This is a genomic window from Prevotella veroralis DSM 19559 = JCM 6290, assembly GCF_000377625.1.
Taxonomy (GTDB): domain Bacteria; phylum Bacteroidota; class Bacteroidia; order Bacteroidales; family Bacteroidaceae; genus Prevotella; species Prevotella veroralis.
The window spans coordinates 1-20,028 of the sequence record NZ_KB898333.1; the positions used below are offsets into that span (position 1 = coordinate 1).

Sequence of the window (20,028 nt, forward strand, 5' to 3'; positions counted from 1 at the left end):
TGCGCTATCGCCTTACATTTTCCTATCATCTCTTGACATATTTAAGACCTTATATATTTCGTCGTCCACACGAAAATGCGGGTCGTAAAATCGCTTAAATGCTTCTTTGGCACATAGCGAAAGGTTCTGTGTGATATGTACCCATCTCTCATCCTTGACTTTAATAAGGTTGGAAATCTGCCCATAGAACCTGCCCGTATGCTGGAGAATGGCAATGGCTTCTCTCTCATTGTCCGTCATCTTAGGAATGGCAACCACTTCTCCATTAAGGAGTATTTCACGGCAGTAGTCTGAGAACTTCCGTCTTGTGCTTTCCGCCTTTGACTTGATGCGCTGCTTTTCCTCTAAGGTGCATCTTACCTTGATGAACTCCGTCTTGTTCATCCTCGCTTCTTCTTTACCTCGTTGCTGCCATTTGGCAGTTCTGCTATCATATCTGTTCATATAAAAGTCCTCTTTTCTTTGTTTTCAATCTTGCTTAATTTCCGAACGCTGACCGATGAGAACGGAGTGATTACGGTCTAATCTCCCCGACAGTCTGACAAGGGGAGCAAGCGCAGTTTGTAGGTACAAACTGACGTCTTGCAATGTCAGCTAACGAAACGTTTACGCATAAAGCGTTTTGTCGTCCAAAAATGAATGCTATGCATTCAGAAGATTAACTGTGTTCGTGGCATTCCCACCGTTCAATGTGTTCAGTAAAAATCTATTGTTGGTACTACCCTAAAACGGTTGAGGATTTTGAGTGAAAGGGACATCCTTTTACTCGATAGTCCTTGACCGTTTTTCTGTTGTTTACAGCTTCCTCCATTTTTCTATATCCTCACCGTATTCCTCCAAATGGATACGCACAAGGTTTTCGATGAAGCTCGAGACATTGGCTCCTTTATCTCCCAATCTACGGACAATGAAGTCCGCACGTTCCTGTGTTTCCCTGCTCAGATAGACCGCCTTTCTCTCACTTAGCTTTGTTGGAACAAGGAACGCCTGCCTGTATGCGTCAAGTGTCTCTTTTCTCATCTTGGCACTGATGCGTCGTTGAATAGTTGCATGCTCTGTATGCAGTACAGGCTCGGATGGCGTGGCATGCTCTATGGCATGTCCTGTTTCTTGTTGTTTTTGCTCTTGAATATTGTTCATTCCCTTTGCCCGAAATTCAGCTACGGTTTGTTCACTTGAACTTTCAGCTTGGTTCATACTGAAAGATTTCCTGATGGTATTTTCCATTTCCTCTTTGCTGACTGTTTTCTTATCCATACCTCTATCTTATTTTAAGTTTGACTTGTTTTATCTTGTTGCTTGTATTGGGAGTTTTTTCCAACTTTTTCTGTGGCTCACGAACACGGCTGACGTGATATTCGTTAAGGTCTTTGAAGTCTCTATAATATACGGTCATATCTTCTACCTTAAAACCTGCGTTTACAAATTCCTGCACAGCTTTTCGCCCTGCATCGTCATTATCAAGAAAAGCACGAACAGAGGTTATATTTCTTTTATTCAGGTAGTGAATACTTCTTACAACATTACTCACGGAATTCATCACAAGGCATTGGTTGGTTACTTCCCCTTTCATTGAAAGAAAAGAGAGAAAGTCCATAAATCCCTCGAACAAACAGACAGGTTGTGCCTTGTCCTCAAATATAGGGGTGATGTCTTTAGGAGCAATCGTTCCCTTGAAAGTCTTATCATCACGAAGCTCATAGCCATCCGAAGAATTGGCAAAGCCGATAGCTTCATATCTTCTTCCCCTTATCTCGTAACTGATACATTTAAGAAAGGGTGTTGCCTTTTCCAAATCAATGCAGCGTTCCTTTTTGAGGTACTCCTGCAAATGCGGCGGCAAGGTGTCTGATAGGTATATCAGTCTCCTTGTTCCGCTTGCCGTTACATGCTCTCTTTGATTTGAACTGATGGGTGTTTCTCTCTTTGGAGAATTGAAGCTGTACGCTGTATGCTCTAAAGCGTTCTGTCCCAAACGGCAGATGGCTTCCGAGAGCGTGCAGCCTTCCAAACGCATACAAAGGTCGATGATGCTTCCGCCTCTGCTTTCGGCATAGTCTATCCAAAGGTTCTTTTCCCTGTCCACCTTGAAACTCGGATGCACTTCTTCCCTCAATGGTGAGCGATACACAGCATAGGTCGGTGTTTTGCGGGCAGGCTTGATACCTTTCCTTTCGAGATATTCCACGATGGAATATCGCTTGATAGCTGATAAATCTTCTTCTTTCATTGTTTTGATAATTTAATGGGTTGAATGATAATTATTTATGCTTGTCTGTTTTATGGTTTTACCGTTTCCAAAGTTTTTCCCCTCCAAACTTTTTCATCTTTCTTCTTACTACATACTATTCTGTGATAAGTGATTGATAATCAGTAATGCTGGGTAGTATAGAACGATACTACACATTCTACTACATTTGGCTACTACAAGTTTGAAGGAGCGGGCATGGCAAGATTTTCCTAATCTTGTAGACATATATGGGGCTACCACCGTTTCTTCGTTTGCTCACCTTTATGTATCCTGCTTTCTTCAAGGCTTCGCCCATACGCTTGGCAACAAGTGGTTGGTGAGTATAAATACCCAAATAGGTGAGTATCTCCGTAGTAGTCATTAACGAATAGTTTTCATCCTCCGTTGGCTTTTCAAAGCAACGCAGCAAAAGTTCCATCTCAGCGGTTTGTACCTGAAAGTCCTCACTCTCTCTGTATAGTTCGGCAATCTCTTCATCATCAAACCAATAGCGGAAACCTGACTTTAATAGGGTTTTGGCTTCAGCATAGACATTGTCCATTGAAATACGCTTGGCTTTCTCTATGTCTATGGATAGAGCTTCAAAGGGCAGAAACCTTCTGCTGCCTGTCGGGTCGGTAAGAAAATCGTTGCCGTTCACCGATGCCACAAAGCTTGCCAAGTGGGGATGCTCCTCTACATACTTATCATACGGCATACGGTACTTGACCATCGGACAGGTGATAAGGTTCTTCAGTTCGTTCTCGTCCCACTTATTGAGGGCTTTGAGCTGGTCATCTATGTTTACGATAAGGTTCTGACCGATATAGGTAAGTGTGTCCTTTTCCTGCGGATATATTTTTCCTGTGTAACTGTAACCGTGCAGTGCTGGGGGACAGAGCAAATCGAGAAACGTTGTCTTGAACTTACCCTGCTCACCTGTCAGTACAAGGCAGGTATGGTTACGACACTCACGGTCGTCCATCGCATTGGCGACGACCGCCACAAGCCATTTGGTAAGATACGGCAACCATTTGTTAGAATTACGGACAACCACGCAGCTTGCCAAATTGGGAATCGCTTTCGGTGAAAAAGAAGACACATTACTATCCCTGCAACCGGCATCATCACAGCTACTGCTATCGCCTATATCTATCAATGGCAACCCTTTTAAATACTCCTGCACAGGATTGATGCGCGGAGAAAAACTGCTCTCGAAGATAGAGTAGAGATTATCGGAAGAAGTTACGATGCCTTCATCGCAATCAAGTTCCCTGCGGAGCGTATTGATTTCATAACGACCGACTTTTGTAAATATGCCGCTGTTCCTACTTCGGTATTCGGTTCTACCCAATACTGTATTGTATCTAAACTCGTAGTGTGTGGAGAGGTAGTTTTCTATCTCTGCATTCTTGGAGGAACTACCCCTGCGATGAGGATTTCTCCTGCTGCCTATATTGCCTGCATCTGCGTTCTTTTTCATTATTCCCTTGAATTGGTTTCCAAGAGTGAAGTTAGGGTGAGAATGCGTAACTCCCAAGCATTCAGAACCTTCTTGCATAATGTTGCGCTCGTCCGCTGCAAAATTCTTAGGAGAACAGGCTGTCAAGAAGGGTATTTATAGCCTCATTAAGCAAAAAATGGATGACAGGAAAGATAGGTTAGCAGAAATACGGATGTCGTTGTTTGCTCTCAGATGCACTCTTTTGCTTTGATTGTCTTATTAGCCTTATTTGTATAGTGGCAAAAGTATCAATCTGTCTCTTTTGTCCTTGTCATAGTGCCACAAGCTGCCACTTGAATGAAAAGTGATGGAATAAGAAATGCCCGATATTAATTTTGCATAAGACAAGCTGCGCTCGGCAAAGGATAAGTGAACTTTCCTCTGCACTCGCTTGGATTGTCTTTGCAATAAAAGAAAAAAGACGGGGCAGGAAAACGCAAATGCGAACCGATGAAACGGATTGCTCTTTTCCTGATAGTTCCCGATACTTCCCTGCTGTTCCCCACGGCTTTGAGAGGTGTACGCACGCCATTATCTTTGCCGATGAAAACTGGAAAGATTTGAAACAACAAACAATAACAATATAAAATTATGAACTATTACATCATTACAGAAACCAATTGGACAAAGCTTCGAGATGAAATCTTGAGCCTTGCCGAGAGTTGCCACAAGGCATTCGGAGAGAAAAGCAAGCATACGGACTGGCTGCACAACGGCGATGTGTGCCGGCTGCTGAACATCAGCAAGCGCACCTTGCAGCATTATCGTGATACGGGTGTGCTGCCGTTTACGCAAATCGGGCACAAGTGCTATTACAAGCGTGAAGATGTGGAAACATTGCTTCTTACGAAATCGAACAAACCTAAAAACAGACAGATATGATGGAAACAGCAAGAGACTTGAACATGGAGTCGGACGAGATGCAGTTGGTCGTCTCAGCGTTGAGAGGTGTAGGTAAACGAATAGTAGAAGTGGCGGATACACACAAGCCACTCTTTGCAGGCGAACTTTTCCTAACGGGCAAGGAAGTGTGCGAGCGACTGTATATCAGTCCCCGTACCTTGCAGGACTACCGAGACAGGAAGATTATTCCCTACACGCAGTTTGCAGGAAAGATACTCTACAAGGCTTCGGACTTGGAGAAGATGCTGGAGGAGAATTATCAGGGTAGTCAGACAGGATAAAGGCAATAAGCGTATATTGGTGAATGGATAACGGCACTTGAGCAGAGATATATCTGTTTCAAGTGCCGTTCGTTTATTGGTAAGTTCTTCGTTTAATCATTTTTCTATTCTGCGGTAAACTTTTGTCCTTTATATTCTTCTTTAAACTCCGTAACGGTCTGTCCTGTTTGTTTTTTGAAGAAACGCATTAAATGTCCCGGCTCCGAGAAATTGAATTTGTATGCCAATTCACTGGTAGTTTTGTCAGTGAATAGTATTTCATTCTTGATTTCTGTAAGCAGACGTTGTTTCAGCAGATGTACGGCCGTTTGCCCATATTGTGCCTGTACAGAAGCATTCAATGTGATGCGGCTGATGTTCAGCATGGCTGCATAGTCGGCCACTTGCTGGTATTGGCGAATATGCTTCTCTAAGAGTTGTTTGAACTCAAAGGCATGGTGGTTCTTGGGGGCATCAAAAGGCAGATGGTATTGAGCAGAATACCTACGATTAAGGGTCATGAGCAGATAATGAAGCAAGGATACGATGATGTGATAGCTGTCGGCAAGAGGATGGTTGAGTTCTTCTTTTATCCGCACAAGCAAACGCTCGTATTCTTGTTGTTCCATAGCTGTAGCCGACAGATAGGGTGGGAAATCTGTTTGGTAGCAATAAAGCAAACGATAAGTAAAGAAAGGATCGGCAAGATAGGTTGAAAGAAAATCATCACGGAAAATAAGGAAACGATAATCCGTTTGGCTTTCATCAATGTGCCACTCCTGATGGATGTGCGGCGAAAGTATCAGCACCGTATTGTCTTTCAACGCGATATGTTGAAAGCCATAACGTAGCCACCCGGATGCTTTCCTGAAGAAAAACAACTCGAAGAAGTTGGTTTTGAAAGACGGATACTCCATCAATACGCCCCGCAAACGCTCGTGCGTATCGGTATTGATGTTGAAGTCTACACCACATTCCGTTTTGCAGAAAGGAACTTGTGTAAGTTCTTGGGGCTGATTCTCTAATTTCATGCAACAAATGTACGAATAATTAACGGCTTATCAAAATGGTAGAGCATATATTATTAATGGTAGAATGTGTCTTTGTTTTATGCACTACCTTTGCACTCGTAATCAAAACAAATAGCATTATGAAAGAAATTAAAAATGTAGAAAAAGGTGAGAACTTCACCACGGTGAACGTAGGTAAGTTGAATGAAATTAAGGAATATGAGTTGGCTATGGGCAATTTCTCTATCCCAGGAAAGATGTTTGCTGGACATGCACTACAAGCAACAGGCGCAGAATTGTCTTTCCAAAGTCTTGCAGCTGGGCAGGATTATGGCACACGCCATACCCATAAAACCCATGAAGAGCTTTATTTCATTCTTAAAGGTGACGGAATTTTCGATGTAGACGGCAAACGATTTCCTGTTTCAGAAGGAAGCATCGTGAGAATTGCGCCCAATGGCAAACGTGCTTTCAAGAACACAGGCAGCAGCGAAATGCTCGTGCTTTGCGTACAATATAAGGCAAATTCGTTCTCTGATGATGATGAACCTCTGAAGGATGGTATTATGCTGGAAGCCAATGTTAAACTTTAATTTTAATAAACAATGAATATCCAACAAGTAAGAAACGCAACGATAATCGTTGAATATGGGGGAAAGAAAATTCTAATCGACCCCATGTTGGGAAAGAAAGGTTGCATGCCTCCTTTCCCCTTTAGTAGAAATCAACACCTGCGCAACCCACTTCATGAACTACCTTTTCCTGTAGAAGAGATGCTAAAAGGTGTAGATGCGGTGTTGCTTACCCATTTGCACGATGACCATATCGATGAGGCGGCTTATGAAATTATACCTAAAGATATGCGATTTTTTGTGCAAGACGAAAACGATCGGCAGGTGGTAATGTCGCATGGATTTAATCGTGTGGAAGTTGTCGGTGACAATACAAGGATTGGGGAAGTGAGCATACAAAAGGCCGAAAGCCAGCATGGTAATTTCATCATGAAGTATCCTGCTGGACATACAGCGGGTTATGTATTCACTCATCCACAAGAAAAGACGCTCTATCACGCCGGAGATACTATCTGGTATGCTGGTGTGAAGCGTAATTTGAAGCGTTTTCGCCCCGAGGTTATCACCCTTAATGCAGGTGGCAATGGCTTTCGCTTGGGTGGACGCGTTATTATGAACGATGAAGATGTGGTAAAAGTTGCTGCAGCTGCACCTGATGCAAAGTTATTTGTGACGCATCTTGAAGGCGTGAACCATAATAGCGTGACGCGTGAAATGGTGAGAAAGCGTGCGGAAGTGGCAGGAATTTTAGACCGCGTCTTTATTCCTGAAGACGGTGAAACGGTAGAGGATTTATAAAGAATAAAGGAAGATATATGGCAAAAACACTCATTGGAACGAAAGAGGTGCGTGGCATCATGACCAAGTCCAACCTCCCTGTTGGTGGCTATTCGGTGAATCCATACGTGGGGTGCACCCATGCTTGCAAGTATTGTTACGCCTCATTCATGAAGCGCTTCACAGGACATAAAGAAGAATGGGGCGCTTTCTTAGACGTGAAGCATTGGCCTGCAATCAAGAATCCGAAGAAATATGCCGGACAACGCGTGGTTATTGGATCAGTGACCGATGGGTATAATCCCGAAGAAGCAACGTTCCGCAGGACACGTAAACTGCTTGAAGAGCTCAAAGACAGCGATGCAGAAATACTCATTTGTACAAAGAGCGACCTCGTGTTGCGCGACCTTGACCTGCTCCGGCAAATGAAGAAAGTCACCGTATCGTGGTCAGTCAACACGCTTGATGAGACATTTCGTGCCGACATGGACAAGGCTGTGAGCATAGAGCGGCGCATCGCAGCCATGCGAAAGGTCTACGAGGCGGGCATCCGAACCATTTGTTTTGTGTCGCCCATCTTCCCTGGCATCACCAATTTCAAAGCTATTTTTCATGAAGTGAAAGATATTTGCGACCTCTTTTGGCTTGAGAACCTCAATCTGCGGGGTGGTTTTAAGGCCAACATTATGGGTTATATCAAATCATACTATCCCCATTTGTTCCCACTTTATGAAGAAATCTATTTGCATAAAGACCGAACATATTGGAAGCAATTGGAGCAAGAGGCTGCGAAAATGGCGCAGGAGGCTCAATGTAAGTATGTGGATAATGAATTGCCTTACGAACGAAGTCCCAAAGGACATCCCTCGATAGTGAATTATCTTTATCACGAAGAAATCAGAGGGTCAGGAAATACGGGTAAAAGGAATGTTATGCAATAAAACAGATGCGTATCTCTACTGTTGATAGACTACTTGGAGAATAACTACTTATAAGGCTTTCGGTATACTTGAAGGCCTCAAAAACATAGTTGTGTGTAGTTAGACGGTAGTAATAACCATTCCTACTTTCTGACTACAATACCAACCCTTTCTCTTTCACTGTATTATCCCTTCTTGTAGTAATGTAGTAGGATAATATCGGTGAAAGAGAAAAGTATATCAATTGATACTGTCACTGCAGTGTAGGTATATCTGCTCCACTACAGGTAAAGGGCGTTGTAGCTCTCGACAGAGGTGTTTTCTGAACAAATGGGCTTCCATGCTGTCCAATTGATAAGACAAAGCGATGATGATAGTAAGCGGATAAAGCAAGGCATAACCTCGCAGCCGTCCGTTCACGTAGACTTCCTGCTCCCCTGTATCCCTTTCGTCGGGTTGCAGGGGAGAGACTTTTAGTAGAAGTTGCAGACGATAATTGAGCTTCCTCCATGTTACACTAAAGAAATCCACCAGTTCACTCTCTGTCATTGCTATTTCGCCTTTGCCTTTGCGAGTGATTTGCATATTATCGCCCCACTCGAAATAGCTTCGCTCTCTTTTTGTTTGATGGTGATTGACATTCATACGGTTTCCTCCTTCGTTTCTTTTGTCTGATGTTTCCTTATCAACCTGTCCATGTCCTCCGAAATCTTATTGTCCGTCACCTGTGCGTAGATTTGAGTACTGGATATAGAGGCGTGCCCCATCATCTTGGCAATGCTTTCGATAGGTATCCCTGCACTTAAACTCATCGTGCCGAACGTGTGCCTTGCCATGTGGTAGGATAACCGCTCTCTGATACCGCAAGCCTTGCCCACAATGCTTAGCTTTGCACTCATTACGCTACGGCTGCAATTAGTTCGGAAGATAAAGCTGTTGTCTTTGTCTTTCACCGTCTGCATTTCTTTCATGCTGGGTTGCTCTTCCTTACATTGATTGATGATGACCTCAGCTATCGGGTGCAGGGGCACAATAAACTCCACCTTTGTCTTCTGCCTTTCTTTTCGGATATATTTCTGTCCGTCGGCTGCCGTTTGAATGTGTCCAAATTGCAAATGTTCCATATCAGCAATAGCCAAGCCCGTAAAGCATGAGAAGATAAACATCCGTCTTGCTTGTTCTGCTTCCTTATCAATTACTCTCAATGCCATGAGTTTGGCAACATCGCTCTTTTGCAGAAAGCGTATCTTCTGTTCCGCTTTCTCATACTTGGCTTTCTCAAAAGGATTACAGCGAATGAGCCTTTGACTGACCACACGATACATCAGCCTACTCAACCAGCAAAGGTAACGATTCATGGTAGCTGTTGCCAAACCTCGCTTTTTCAGATAGAAACGGTATTCTTCAAACAAGTCTTCCGTTATAGTGGCTATGACTATATCCGTCATTCCCTTATCCTTTACAAACTCCGTAAGTAACTTATCTGAATAAAGAAGATTCTGATAGGTTCCCTCAGCTTTTGATTTGCCCACGCACTCTTTAACGGATTGCAGTTCGGCTTTACTAATGGCAAGAAGCGTTGTCGGCATGGTGGCTATTCCCTGCAAACGGTTTTTAAGCAGTTCCACACTTACCACCCCGTCATTTATCAGAATATCCTGATAGGTCTTCTCTACAAGTTCTCTGAACTCGCCGATTCTTTGATTAGTCTTCTTATCGGTTGTCAGTCCTTTCCTGCTGTTCCACTCGGAGGATTTGCATTCCTCGCCTGTGGTAATGGCGGTGCTCTTTCCGTCTATGGTGATACGGCAGAGAATGGCGGTCTTGCCGTCTGCCTTTATTTTCTGTCTGTTGATGTAAAACAATATCTTGAATGTACTTCTCATAAAAAATCTTGGTTAAATGGTTAAACGTAAATCTTCTGTGAAAGAAAGGAAACGGTTAAACTCCTCAAAGAGTTTCTGTGGTGTTACCTTTGCATAACGTTCGGTCATACTTACGTTCGTATGTCCAAGCATCTTGCTGACTGTTTCAATAGGAACGCCCTGCTCCAATGTGATAAGCGTGGCAAAGGTGTGCCTTGCAGTATGCGATGTAAATGGAAAAGAAATACCTGCCCGTAATCGCAAGGCTTTGAGACAGGACTGATAAGTGGGATATTTGATGAAAGGCAGCAGTGTTTCCCTTTCATCGCTGTGCATTTTCTCAATTAACCGAACAGTTTCCGGCAACAACTTGATACGGCAAAGTACACCTGTCTTCTGTCGGTTGAACTTTAACCAAAGGCTACCCTTATCATCACGGACAAGATGCTTCTTGCTTAACTCCATCAAATCACAATAGGCTGCACCGGTATAACAGGCGAAGAGAAATACATCACGAGCTGTTTCCATTTCCTCTTCCAATTCATCAAAGCGGAGTGCTTTGAGTTTATCCAATGCCTCTTTGTCAAGAGCTTTGGGTGTTTTCTTGTCTCCGCGTTCTATATGAGCCTTATCAAACAGAAGCGTATCAGTCAACCCCTCGCGATAAGCCAGCCTGCAGACGGTCTTCAAATCTGCCGCAACTCTGAAAAATGTGCTTTGCTGATGACCAAGCTCACCGAGACAGAACGCCTGCAACTCATAGATAAAGTTTTCTGTCAACTGCGAGAATGCTAAATCCGAAACATGGTATTTCTTCTGAATGAACTCTTGCAACCGTTTCCGAGTGGAATGATAGGCAGACACAGACTCTTCCTTGATGTCTATACCGATATGGCTTTCTTTCTCCTTGATGAGCATATCCAGCCTCTCGATAAGCATACATCTTGCCTGTACGCTGCCTTGAAACCGTTCTTTCACATTAGTTGCATCAAATGGCTGTCCTTTGGCAATCAAAGACTGATAGGCAGATTGAATGGAAAGCAACAAATTCTCCAATCTCCCATTAATCTCCACCGCCTCACGGCTCTTGCCGTCCATCCTGCTCTCACGTGAATTCCACAAGTCGGGGTTGCAGGAAAGTTTACAACTGAACTGCGCAATACTCCTTCCAAGTGTTATCCGCCCCATAATCGGGGCTTTACCTGATTTGCCTATACCGCTCTTTTTAAGGTAGAGCAACACCTTCATTTTCTCTGTTTTCATACGCTTTAATATTTGTGGGCAAAATTACCCGAATTAAAGCGTTCCTCACTTATGCAGAAAACTGCCGACCGAAGCAACAGCCACACGAACGATAATAATTCAGTTACCTATTTCTTCTCCATCGTTACCAACATCAAAACAAGGTAACACTCTGGTAACTGAACTTCTGCCTAAATCTGCATGTTTCTGCCCTTTACAAATAGAGCAGTATTATGCCAATTCGTGTATTTCCTCCTCATTATCAGTTAGTTTACATCAATTTCGATATTTCTTCTTTTTCATTGATTAGTTACGTGTATGTACAATCAATTATACAGGTGTGTATAACTAATTATACAAACGTGTATAACCAATTATACAGACGTGTATAATCAATTATACAAACGTGTATAATTCATTATACAAACTTGTATAAGACAGTACTCTAACTTAGAATGCCGTAGTAATGCAACTATCTATTGGGCGTTCATCCTTATATAGAGTGCCTCATACAAGTTAGTAAAGCCTAAAAGCCAACTGAAAGGAGTTGTTAAAGTCTGCCAATATTGCAGCTTATTCAAATTAAATAGGTAATTTTGTCAGTCGAATGAATACAAGAGAATTACAACAAACCAAGCAGAGATATAACATCGTAGGTAACAGCGATGGACTGAATCACGCCTTAGACGTAGCACTTCAAGTTGCGCCTACGGATTTGTCTGTATTAATTATCGGTGAGAGTGGTGTCGGTAAGGAGATTATCCCACGCGTAATCCACGATAACTCACCACGTAGAAGGGAGAAATACTTCGCAATTAACTGTGGTTCTATCCCTGAAGGAACTATCGATAGCGAGCTCTTTGGTCACGAGAAAGGCTCTTTTACAGGTGCTATCGGTGAGAGCGAGGGATATTTCGGTATAGCTAATAAGGGTACGATCTTCCTCGATGAGGTGGGCGAATTGCCTATCGCAACACAAGCACGACTGTTGCGTGTGCTGGAGACGGGAGAATATATACGTGTGGGGGGACAGGAGATTCGTAAGACAGACGTGCGCATTGTTGCCGCAACGAATGTCAACATGCGTAAGGCTATCAGCGAAGGTAAGTTCAGAGAGGACTTGTTTTACCGCTTAAATACGATTCCTATTCAGATGCCACCACTTAGGGAACGTGGGGAAGATATTATCTTGCTCTTCCGTCTGTTCGCTATGCAAATGGCGGAGAAGTATCGTATTCCGAAGATTACTCTAACCGAGGAAGCACGCCAAATAATGCTGCAATATAAGTGGCCGGGCAATGTTCGACAGTTGAAGAACATTACGGAACAGATGTCTGTGCTGAGTGAGAAGCGGGAGATTGATGCAGAGACCTTGCTCCACTTCATACCCCGCGATCAGGATAGTACGCAGTTGGCAACTATTCCAAACGGCAACGGCTCGCCGAGTTATGAGAGCGAACGAGAGATATTGTATAAGATTCTATACGAGCTAAGGGGTAATGTGAGTGACTTGCGTCGTGACCTTAACAATGTACGGAAGCAGTTAGAAGAGAGTAGGCAACTCAATGGTGCAAGTGGGTTCCAACCTGCACCAACGACAACCTCTAACCTACCATCAGCTCCTAACAAACAAACGATTAGTACTCCAATAGAGCAAGTAGAGGATGCGGTAGCAGAGGAAATATCAGAGCCAGAGACGCTCAATCTTAACGATATCGGAAAGCAATTAGTGGAGAAAGCATTAGAGCGCAATCATGGGAACAGGAAGAAGGCTGCGCAAGAGCTCGGTATCAGTGACCGCACACTCTATCGCCGTATTAAGCAGTATGGATTGGAGAAGGATTCTATAGAATAAGGACTTCACAGAGCGATTCTAACATAAGATGAATAATAGAAAGAGATTTAAGTCAATGCGCTTAGGCAAGTGGGGGCTCGCAATTACTTGTGTGCTTCTGTTGGCAGCATGCAGTGTTTCCTATAAGTTTAATGGTGCAAGTATCAATTATGATAAGGTGCATACGATTCAGATTGTGGACTTCCCTATCAGATCTGCTTACGTATGGGGACCTATGGGACCAATGTTCAACAATCAACTGAAGGACGTCTTTGCTAACCATACACGTTTGCAACAAGTAAAGCGGAATGGTGACTTAAAGATCGAAGGTGAGATAACGCAGTACCAACAACGCAATAAGAGTGTGTCTAGCGAGGGTTACTCGGCTCAGACGGAACTTTCGATAACGGTGAATGTGCGCTTTACGAATAATACAAACCATAAGGAAGATTTCGAACGCCAGTTTACTGCTACGTCTAGTTACTCTACTACGCAAAGTCTAAACTCCGTACAAGAGAAGTTGGTTACGGATATGATAAAGGATTTAACTGACCAGATCTTCAACGCTACAGTTGCTAACTGGTAATCCGAAAGAACGCTATTCACTAATAATCATCGTCTATCACACATCAACCAATGGATATTGCCAACCTCATTAAACATCCGGAGAAACTGAACAAGGAGACCTTATACAGTCTTAGGAGTCTGCTTGCGCTATATCCTTACTATCAGCCAGCACGCATCCTTCTGTTGCAGAATCTCTTCTTAATGCACGACCCTACGTTTGATGATGAATTGCGCCGGGCAGCTGTCTATATCTCTGATTGCCGCATACTCTTTAACCTTGTTGAGGGTATTCACTATCAACTGGCAACGCAAGAGAAGCAGGCAGAAACTAATCAGAAAACTATTACAGACGACAAGCAACCTACACAACAAGCAGAAGAAGATCGTACTCGCTCACTCATTGACTCCTTCCTTGATCAAATTCCAGAAGATAATGGCGAAGAGGCAACAACACCTCATAGGAAACCGACACCCGCTGATGCTACCGTTGATTACGTAGCTTACCTACTTGAAAGCGAGAGCGAGCAGAAGCAAGATACTACTCCACAGCTGAAAGGGCAAGAACTAATTGATGATTTCATTAATAACGAGGGTGGTAAAATTACCCTACAAGAGGAAACAGAATACGAACCCGAGGATAAGGATGATGATGAAGCAGCTGAAACAGAGGATACTGGTTACTTCACCGAAACCTTAGCTCGCATTTATATCAAACAGGGTCGATATTCCAAAGCACTGGAAATTATTAAGCGATTAAATTTGGTATATCCGAAAAAAAATCGTTACTTTGCAGACCAAATACGTTTCTTAGAGAAATTGATAATAAATAACAATAATAAATAAGACAAGAAAATGTACACGTTATTCGTAATCCTTATTGTGATTGCTGCCCTCTTGATGATAGGAGTTGTCTTGATTCAAGAGTCAAAGGGAGGTGGTCTATCGTCTAACTTCTCTTCATCTAATGCCATCATGGGAGTTCGTAAGACTACTGACTTCATAGAGAAAGCTACATGGGGTTTGGCAATTGCAATGGTTGTTATCAGTATTGCAAGCGCATATGTTGCTCCAACAGCAAACACAGATGAGAGTGTTATAGAGAAAGCTGCAACGGGCAATAACGCAACAAATCCTAACAACTTACCTAACTTTGGTGCAAGTCAGCAGAAGCAAGCAGCCCCAGCACAAGGTGGGCAGGGCAACGCTCCACAGGCTCCAGCTACTCCTGCTAAATAAGGAATAATATTAAAAAAGTACGGGGAATATTTGGTTAGTTCAAATAAAAGCCGTACTTTTGCACACGCTAAAAAGAAATAGCCAACACGGTGGATGTAGTTCAGTTGGTTAGAGCGTCAGATTGTGGTTCTGAATGTCGTGGGTTCGAGTCCCACCCTCCACCCTTAAGAGCGGAAGACTTATTTAGAAGTCTCCCGCTCTTTGTTTTGTTTGCTTACTATAGTTATCTTTACAAAACATGATACATGCGAGTTAGAACGCTGACATATATGTATTAGGATCATTAAAACATAGGTATCAGAACGCTGATACGTATGTTCAAATTAGGACATCACTAAGAGTAATAATGAAAGAAAGCCGTGTTACGAATCATTACTCGTAGCACGGCTTTCTCTATGAGGTGTCAGAAGGGTTTAATCCCAGTTAGGATTCTGCTTTAGAACACCCTTTGATAAATCGACTTCTGTCAATGGGATAGCCCACAGATAATCGCGATTAGGATTGAACTTACGCTGTTCTACAAGGAACTTCGTGCCGTCAGGACGCATACCATAAACGGGTTTCTTCACGTCAGCCTCCGTCGTCTTATAGCTACGTGTATCGAACAAGTGAATGCCTTCAAACGCAAACTCGAGGCGACGCTCAAGCCTAATTGCCGCACGCATCTCATCCTTGGTCATACCAGAAGCTAATACTGGGAGATTCACACTAGGGCGTTGACGAATCGCATTCACAGCAGCATAGACTTGATTGTCAGGTGAAGCAAGTTGTTCGTTACGTGCCTCTGCATAAGTGAGGAGTACCTCTGCATAGCGAATATAAATGAAGTTTGTCCAGTCGTAATTATTGATACCATCGTTCTCTGGATTCATATATTTACGCATGCAATAGCCCGTGCGAGTGTGGTTGCCATCACCAATACTGTTCGTCGTGTACTCATGTCCTGCAATCATCGAACCATTCCATAGGATAGAGGCTGCTAAGCGGGGATCTCTGTGCTCGAACGGATGATTAGGGTCATAGAGTGGTGAATCTTGAATAGACTTACCATCAGTGCAAGGGTAGGCATCCACTAAGTCTTGCGTTGGCGACAAGGCTTCCCAACCACCCATTACAATAGGTGCAAAGAATAGTCCTATCATGCTTCCCTCGCTGGAGTTCTTAGGATTCGACAGGTATTCTCGGTCGAAGATAATCTCGTTACAGCCTTCTGCAACAGGTTGGAAGAGGTTGGCATAATCGCTATAAAGCCCATACTTACCCATGTCCATCACCTTCTTAGCAGCTTGTTCTGCCACGTCATACTTGTGCGCATAGAGCGCCAAGCGGGCTTTGAGCGCATAGCAAGCCCCCGCACTAGGTTTTCCATGGTCGTAACTCTGACGAATGTCAGGCAATGCAAGGGCTGCCTTATCAAGCAAACTAACAATGTAATTATAGGTAGCTTCCTCTGAAGCGCGCTCTGGCATTGGTTCTCTCAATGCCAGTGGACGATCGAGAATAGGCACACCTCCCATGAACTTCATTAATGTTGAATAGAAAAAGGCTTCTAGGAACTGCACTTCCCCTGTAAGTCTTGCCTTGTCAGCATCAGACATGGGCACCTTATCTATATGCTGATAGAACACCAGACAACGGCGTATCCCTCCATAAGCGGCATCCCAAACCTGTTGAAAGTGTGGATTCGATGATACTGCTGTACCCGCTGACAGCGAGCCTTGCTCTGCCCCCACGTGTACAGGCACAGCGTTATCTGTATAACAATCAGTCATAATAGTGTGGTTCTCGGGGGCAACCAGATAAAGATTAATACCCGTCACGAACTTCTCAGCCTCTGCTGGAGTCTTCCAGAAAGAGACATCCGAATATTTGTCTTTAGGGTCACGCTGCAAGAAACTATCATTACAAGAAGTAAAGAAAGACAGCGCAAACAGACAAGCAGCGATACTATATTTTGTTCTCATGATTGTAATCTTTTAGAATGTTATGTTTAGACCTATAGTATAATTACGAGTCAATGGATAGTAGTTACCACTTACTAGTTCTGGGTCAACACTATCGAAGCTAGAGATGGTAAAGAGGTTATCAATGCTACCATAAATACGCATCCTACTAACGCCATACTTGCTCATTAGCTTTGCAGGAAGCGTATATCCAAGCTGGATATTACGCATCTTCAAGTAAGAAGCATCCTGTACCCAGAAGCTCGAAATGAGCCTATTTTTCTTATCCGTCATCGACAGTCTTGGCATCGAAGCATTAGGGTTATCCTCCGTCCAACTATCTAGGTACTTGCTTGTCACCTTACCGCCATTATAGAAGGCATAGCGTATCTCGGGCACTGGTAAGCCTTTCACGTCGGCCGCACCTTGTAATACTGCACTCAAATCAAAGCCCTTATACTGCAAGTTGATATTAATGCCATAGTTGATCTTAGGGAAGTATGAGCCCAGAATCTTACGGTCGTTACTGTCCACCTTATCGTCATTATTGAGATTACGATACTTCAAATCGCCTGGAACTGGATCGCCCATTGACTGCTTGACATGGTCGTTTATCTCCTGTTGAGAACGGAAGATTCCATCACACACATAGCCATAATAAGCCCAAAGAGGGTCGCCTACCGACTGCCCGGGGACATCACCCCCACTGAGGTCGACTATCTTATTATGCACATAACTGAAGTTTCCTGTTATAGAATAGACGAAGTCGCCGATATGATTATTGTAACTCGTTTGAAGTTCGAAACCTGTATTACGCACCTTACCAGCATTCTGCATAGGAGGATCAACACCCAAGATACCAGGAACAGGGAGCTGCAAAAGGATATCGCGAGTATCCTTACGGAACACATCCAACGTGAAGTTCAGCTTGTTACTAAAGAGAGTAGCGTCAATACCGAAGTTCCACTGCGCTGTCTTCTCCCATGTGATATTAGGGTTTGCCATACGTGATGAGATGGAGATACCCGACTGTAACTGGTCGTTGTAACTATAATCGTAACCGTAACTGTAAGTGTTCTGGTAAGGATAATAGTTGACAGAACCATCAGAATTAACGGTCTCTTGATTGCCAAGCAATCCCCATGAGAGGCGCAACTTCAGGTTGTTAAGCCATGAGCGAGTAGACTGCATGAAGGCTTCTTCAGACACTCTCCAACCTAAAGAGAACGAAGGGAATGCACCGAAACGCTTATTCTTTGGAAAGCGTGAAGTACCATCATAACGCAAATTAGCCTCAAAGAGATACTTATCAGCATATACATAATTAATACGCCCAAAGGCTGAACGCAGTGCATACTCAACCTCATTGCCATCCGTACTCTGCCCTTTTACTTCACCAGCACTCAACTGATCGAGTGAATTAGGTAAGTTCTTTCGCATTGCATAGAGGTAACGTGTTTGCTGATAAATTTGAGATAAGCCCAGTAAACCACTAATGCTGTGCTTCCCGAAAGTCTTGTTATAATCGAGATAAGCCTGTAGGTTCGTCTCAAAATACTTGATGTCGTACTCTGAGATATAGCTTTGTGTGGTCTTCACCAACGATTCTCCACCCGCATTAATACCATAGAATGGCATGGACATACTATGTACAGGATTGTCAGAAAGGCTGAATGAAGAAGCAGCAATACCACGGAATTTCAAGCCATCTACGATGTCCACCGTCAATCCAAGATTACCTTGAACACTCGTCACAACGTCTGTGCTCGTTCCACCCATTCGAGCGGAAGCAACCGAGTTATGCTCATTCTTAAAGAGAGGATAGTGCCCATTCGCATATTGGATGGCTGTTGTAGGTGCCTCTCTAAAGGCATAATGCATCAAGTTGCTCACCCCTTCGGCAGGAGAGGTTTGCTTACTACGATAGAGCGAGAGATTCGTTGACAGCTTCACGCGCTTATTTATTTGTGCATCAAGGTTGGTTAAGATATTAAACTTCTTGTAGTTTGTGTTATAAATCAAGCCGTTCTTATCGTAATAGTTCATCGCTAAAGAGTAGACAACACGCTCTCCTCCACCCTTTATTCCTACGTGATGGTTATGGAAGAAGCCCTTTTCACTTAGCAAAGCACCCAACCAGTCAGAGTTAGGATAGCGGTCGGGATCGCTACCATCTTTGAACTTCTGTAGGTCTGCCTCACTGTAAGGTGCAGCTTGCCCATCGTTCTTGTAGGCAAGATTCATCAGTTTCGCATAGTCATAAGAACCAACATACTTAGGCATACGAGTGGCTTGTTGCCAACCAACATAGCCATCATAAGTGACGGTTGTACGCCCCTTCTGTCCATGTTTCGTTGTAATGAGAACAACACCATTAGCAGCTCGAACGCCATAGATGGCAGAGGCTGCAGCATCCTTCAATACCGATATATTCTCTATATCGTTAGGGTTTACAGCACTCAAACTGGACTCTACTCCGTCGACTATCACCATCGCACTGGAGTTGCCCATGGTGCCTAATCCACGCACACGGAGGATTCCTTGATCGGCACCCGGCATACTGGAGTTCTGAATAATAGTAACACCTGGCATGAGACCTGTCAACATGTTCGACACGTCACTACCTGTGCGATTCACCAACTTATCGGCTGATACAGTAGCAATAGAGCCCGTCAAGTTCACCTTCTTTTGGGTTCCATAGCCAACAACCACAACATCGTCCAACACCTTATGGTCTGTTTCTAAGGTGATGGAATAATCTGTTTTGCCAGCTCTCACTACGAAGGTCTTGGACTGGAAACCCACACAACTCACAACTAACTCGGTTCCGTCCGTCGCATCCATCGTAAACTTACCATCCACATCGGTGACAGCTCCACTGCGTTCGCCCTTCTTCACGATGTAAGCTCCTATAATGGCTTCACCGTTATTGTCCGTCACCATACCATGAATTACATTGCTCTTCTGCTGCACAACCATGACAGCATTATCCGCCGGAGACGCTAAACCAACCATTGGGAGCATGCAACACGATGTAGCAAATAGGCTCGCCATGAATAGTCTCTCGCCCCTCCTTGCAGACTTGAGGTCATTCTTTGTTTTTCTCATAAGATCATATTGTTAGATTAGTATATAGCTTCTATGATTTAGGCATGTACTGGTATC

20 protein-coding genes and 1 tRNA gene are annotated in these 20,028 nt (G+C 43.6%); 11 read left to right on the forward strand and 10 right to left on the reverse strand.

The genetic code is table 11. The features are described from left to right. Positions 1-12: 12 nt before the first annotated feature. The 4 genes from D464_RS0108535 to D464_RS0108550 form a co-directional block, all read right to left on the reverse strand. On the reverse strand, positions 13-444 hold the full coding sequence (locus tag D464_RS0108535; RefSeq protein ID WP_004384745.1) for a plasmid mobilization protein: 432 nt from the start codon (positions 442-444) through the stop codon (positions 13-15). A 351-nt stretch (positions 445-795) separates the two neighbouring features. Then, positions 796-1,257 carry a DUF3408 domain-containing protein gene (locus D464_RS0108540; RefSeq protein ID WP_018911034.1) on the reverse strand — a complete coding sequence of 154 codons (462 nt, stop codon included), beginning with the start codon at positions 1,255-1,257 and terminating at the stop codon, positions 796-798. A gap of 4 nt (positions 1,258-1,261) precedes the next feature. Beyond that, entirely contained in the window at positions 1,262-2,230 is a 969-nt protein-coding gene (locus tag D464_RS0108545) for a toprim domain-containing protein (RefSeq protein ID WP_018911035.1), read from the reverse strand. Between the two features lie 181 nt (positions 2,231-2,411). Continuing rightward, positions 2,412-3,848 carry a virulence-associated E family protein gene (locus D464_RS0108550; RefSeq protein ID WP_024985788.1) on the reverse strand — a complete coding sequence of 479 codons (1,437 nt, stop codon included), beginning with the start codon at positions 3,846-3,848 and terminating at the stop codon, positions 2,412-2,414. 326 nt (positions 3,849-4,174) lie between these two features. Between D464_RS0108550 and D464_RS13660 the strand changes: the two genes are divergently transcribed. From D464_RS13660 to D464_RS0108560, 3 genes are read left to right on the forward strand one after another with little or no spacing between them, the layout of a single operon-like run. After that, entirely contained in the window at positions 4,175-4,321 is a 147-nt protein-coding gene (locus D464_RS13660; RefSeq protein ID WP_154649594.1) for a hypothetical protein, read from the forward strand. 4 nt (positions 4,322-4,325) lie between these two features. Further along, the gene (locus D464_RS0108555; protein WP_006949211.1) at positions 4,326-4,616 is read left to right on the forward strand and encodes a helix-turn-helix domain-containing protein; all 291 of its coding nucleotides are present in this window, start codon (positions 4,326-4,328) and stop codon (positions 4,614-4,616) included. Then, positions 4,613-4,918: a helix-turn-helix domain-containing protein gene (locus tag D464_RS0108560; RefSeq protein ID WP_018911037.1), complete on the forward strand. Its 306-nt coding sequence runs from the start codon at positions 4,613-4,615 to the stop codon at positions 4,916-4,918. Before D464_RS0108555 ends, D464_RS0108560 begins: the two co-directional genes overlap by 4 nt. A gap of 104 nt (positions 4,919-5,022) precedes the next feature. Here the strand turns inward: D464_RS0108560 and D464_RS0108565 are convergent, their stop codons facing one another. After that, positions 5,023-5,928, reverse strand: a complete 906-nt coding sequence (locus D464_RS0108565) for a helix-turn-helix domain-containing protein (protein ID WP_018911038.1) — start codon at positions 5,926-5,928, stop codon at positions 5,023-5,025. Between the two features lie 119 nt (positions 5,929-6,047). Between D464_RS0108565 and D464_RS0108570 the strand changes: the two genes are divergently transcribed. Genes D464_RS0108570 through D464_RS0108580 form a run of 3 tightly spaced genes read left to right on the forward strand, consistent with a single transcriptional unit; the run spans position 6,048 to position 8,197 of the window. Further along, on the forward strand, positions 6,048-6,500 hold the full coding sequence (locus tag D464_RS0108570; RefSeq protein ID WP_018911039.1) for a cupin domain-containing protein: 453 nt from the start codon (positions 6,048-6,050) through the stop codon (positions 6,498-6,500). Between the two features lie 12 nt (positions 6,501-6,512). After that, complete coding sequence (locus D464_RS0108575; RefSeq protein ID WP_018911040.1) at positions 6,513-7,277, forward strand: MBL fold metallo-hydrolase; 765 nt, start codon at positions 6,513-6,515, stop codon at positions 7,275-7,277. A gap of 17 nt (positions 7,278-7,294) precedes the next feature. Further along, on the forward strand, positions 7,295-8,197 hold the full coding sequence (locus D464_RS0108580; protein ID WP_018911041.1) for a radical SAM mobile pair protein B: 903 nt from the start codon (positions 7,295-7,297) through the stop codon (positions 8,195-8,197). Between the two features lie 219 nt (positions 8,198-8,416). On the opposite strand, the gene D464_RS0108585 is transcribed toward D464_RS0108580, so the two are convergent. The 3 genes from D464_RS0108585 to D464_RS0108595 are packed head-to-tail and all read right to left on the reverse strand — an operon-like array spanning position 8,417 to position 11,304. Beyond that, positions 8,417-8,821, reverse strand: a complete 405-nt coding sequence (locus tag D464_RS0108585; RefSeq protein ID WP_018911042.1) for a hypothetical protein — start codon at positions 8,819-8,821, stop codon at positions 8,417-8,419. Then, positions 8,818-10,062: a site-specific integrase gene (locus D464_RS0108590; RefSeq protein ID WP_018911043.1), complete on the reverse strand. Its 1,245-nt coding sequence runs from the start codon at positions 10,060-10,062 to the stop codon at positions 8,818-8,820. The genes D464_RS0108585 and D464_RS0108590 overlap by 4 nt, the downstream gene beginning before the upstream one ends. A gap of 12 nt (positions 10,063-10,074) precedes the next feature. Beyond that, the gene (locus tag D464_RS0108595) at positions 10,075-11,304 is read right to left on the reverse strand and encodes a site-specific integrase (RefSeq protein WP_018911044.1); all 1,230 of its coding nucleotides are present in this window, start codon (positions 11,302-11,304) and stop codon (positions 10,075-10,077) included. Positions 11,305-11,890: 586 nt separating this feature from the next. Here D464_RS0108595 and D464_RS0108600 point away from each other — a divergent pair. The 5 genes from D464_RS0108600 to D464_RS0108620 all read left to right on the forward strand — a co-directional run bounded on the left by D464_RS0108600 (position 11,891) and on the right by D464_RS0108620 (position 15,084). Continuing rightward, positions 11,891-13,138 (forward strand): sigma-54 interaction domain-containing protein, encoded by a 1,248-nt coding sequence (locus D464_RS0108600; RefSeq protein ID WP_018911045.1) that lies wholly within the window; start codon positions 11,891-11,893, stop codon positions 13,136-13,138. Positions 13,139-13,193: 55 nt separating this feature from the next. Next, positions 13,194-13,703, forward strand: coding sequence for an LPS assembly lipoprotein LptE (gene lptE / locus D464_RS0108605; RefSeq protein ID WP_051076966.1), 510 nt, complete (start codon positions 13,194-13,196; stop codon positions 13,701-13,703). A 50-nt stretch (positions 13,704-13,753) separates the two neighbouring features. After that, on the forward strand, positions 13,754-14,527 hold the full coding sequence (locus tag D464_RS0108610; RefSeq protein ID WP_018911047.1) for a hypothetical protein: 774 nt from the start codon (positions 13,754-13,756) through the stop codon (positions 14,525-14,527). Between the two features lie 9 nt (positions 14,528-14,536). Continuing rightward, positions 14,537-14,920, forward strand: a complete 384-nt coding sequence (gene secG, locus D464_RS0108615) for a preprotein translocase subunit SecG (protein WP_018911048.1) — start codon at positions 14,537-14,539, stop codon at positions 14,918-14,920. 88 nt (positions 14,921-15,008) lie between these two features. Next, a tRNA-His gene (locus D464_RS0108620) sits at positions 15,009-15,084 on the forward strand. Positions 15,085-15,333: 249 nt separating this feature from the next. On the opposite strand, the gene D464_RS0108625 is transcribed toward D464_RS0108620, so the two are convergent. Continuing rightward, on the reverse strand, positions 15,334-16,884 hold the full coding sequence (locus D464_RS0108625; RefSeq protein WP_024985789.1) for a RagB/SusD family nutrient uptake outer membrane protein: 1,551 nt from the start codon (positions 16,882-16,884) through the stop codon (positions 15,334-15,336). A gap of 12 nt (positions 16,885-16,896) precedes the next feature. Beyond that, positions 16,897-19,971: a SusC/RagA family TonB-linked outer membrane protein gene (locus tag D464_RS0108630; RefSeq protein WP_026284671.1), complete on the reverse strand. Its 3,075-nt coding sequence runs from the start codon at positions 19,969-19,971 to the stop codon at positions 16,897-16,899. Between the last annotated feature and the right edge of the window lie 57 nt (positions 19,972-20,028).